Source organism: Streptomyces sp. NPDC088554 (genome assembly GCF_044752945.1).
Classification (GTDB): Bacteria; Actinomycetota; Actinomycetes; order Streptomycetales; family Streptomycetaceae; genus Streptomyces.
In genome coordinates this window covers 1-1,956 of record NZ_JBIVMF010000092.1, presented here as the reverse complement: position 1 = coordinate 1,956, position 1,956 = coordinate 1, and the positions used below count along the sequence as shown (strand labels likewise).

General features: G+C 67.3%; 1 protein-coding gene. It reads right to left on the bottom strand.

The features are described from left to right. Nucleotides 1–1,956, bottom strand: a 1,956-nt coding sequence (locus tag ACIP8W_RS31910) for a polyketide synthase dehydratase domain-containing protein (protein ID WP_402205909.1), incomplete at both ends; no start/stop codon positions are given.

The window sequence follows — 1,956 nt, the reverse complement described above, 5'->3', positions numbered from 1 at the left end:
ACATACTCCCCCGCCAGAGAGTTCAACACCACATCCACCCGGGGGAAAACACCCGCAAAGTCCAAACTCCGGGAAGAAGCAATACGCTCGGGCGCAACACCCAGACCACGGACATAACCCTGCTTGGGAGCACTGGCCGTGGCATACACCTCGGCACCATACAGCCGAGCAAGCTGGACAGCAGCCATACCCACACCACCAGCAGCAGCATGGATCAACACCCGCTGACCCGCCGCCAGCCCACCCAACTCCCGCAGACCATACAAAGCCGTCAGAAAAGCAACCGGAACACCCGCCGCCTGAGCAAAAGCCCAACCAGACGGCATCCGCACCACCCGCCACCGATCAGCCACCACCACCGGACCAAAACCACCGGGCACCAGGCCCATAACACGATCGCCCACCGCGAGGCCGCTCACCTCTTCGCCGGTCTCCAGCACCTCGCCGGCTATCTCACTGCCCAGGAGGTCGAGCCCGCCGGGATACATGCCCAGGGCTCCGAGAACATCACGGAAGTTGAGGCCCGCCGCACGCACCGCGATCCGCACCTGCCCCGGCAGCAACACCGCCTCCGCATCTGCGGCAGGGGCTAGGCGCAGCCCGTCCAGGCTGCCCGTCTCACCAGTCTCCAGACGCCACGCATCCGTTGTGGTCGGAGGCAGCAGCAGAACGGCATCCTCACCAGCCCGCACCAGACGGGGAACAAACACCTGCCCACCACGCAACGCGAACTGCGGCTCGTCACCACCCAGAACCTCGACCAGCGACAACGCACGCCAGGACTCAGCTGAACCATCCACATCCACCAGCAGAAAACGCCCTGGATTCTCCGACTCCGCCGACTTCACCAAACCCCACACCGCAGCACCCGCCGCGTCCCTCAACACCTCCCCCACACCAACAGCAACCGCCCCGCACGTCACAACAACCAACCGAGAACCAACAAACCGATCCCCCGCCAACCACCCCCGCACCCAACCCAAAACACGCTCCAACGCCACACGCACACCGGCGCCGCCGTTCACGTCCTCGGTGGTGTCGATGACGGCAATGACCGTCGCAGATGTCTCGCCCGGGGCCGCATACAGGGCGGCGAAGTCCGGATATACCTCCGTGTCCGGGTCCAGGTACGCGCCGACCATCTCGCCGACGGTGCCGACGACTGCGTACCCAGCCGTGGGAGCGGCGGCCGGGATATCGAGGAGCTGGTTCCAGACCACCTCGTGGAGCCCGTCGCGAGTGGGGCGCGGAGCGCCGGTGACGGCCTGACGCAGGACGAGCGAGCCGACCGATGCCACGGTGCGGCCAGCGGGGTCTGTGACGGCGAAGGTGACCGTTTCCGGGCCGGTCCTGGCGAGCCGTACCCGTAGCGCGGAGGCACCGGAGGCGTGGAAGGACACGTCGGACCAGATGAACGGCAGCCGTACCCCGGTGGTGTCACCGCCCACGTCCATGACAAGGCCAACGGTCTGTAGGGCTACGTCGAGGAGGACCGGGTGGAGAGCGTACGCAGCCGCCTCTTCCCGTACCACATCGGGTAGTTGGACCTCGGCGAAGACCGTGTCGCCCTCACGCCAAGCGGCCTTCAGCCCCTGGAAGGCGGGGCCGTAGCCATACCCGGCCTCAGCCAGGTCATCGTAGAAACCGTCCACGGGCAGGGTCTCGGCGGCCACCGGCGGCCAGGCCCTCGCCCAGTCAGTCTCCACAGCATCGACTGCACGCTCGGCCAGCAGGCCCTGGGCGTTCCGGGTCCAGGGAATGGTGGTGTCGGCGTCCTGCGGCCGGGAGTGGATGCTCACCGGGCGGCGGCCTTCGGTGTCCGGTGCACCGACCGTGACCTGGACCGTCACTGCGCTGCTCGGCGGAATCACCAGGGGCTGCATGAGGGAAAGCTCGTCCAGGCCCGCGCAGCCGGCCTCGTCACCGGCCCGGACCACCATCTCCACCAGCGCCGTA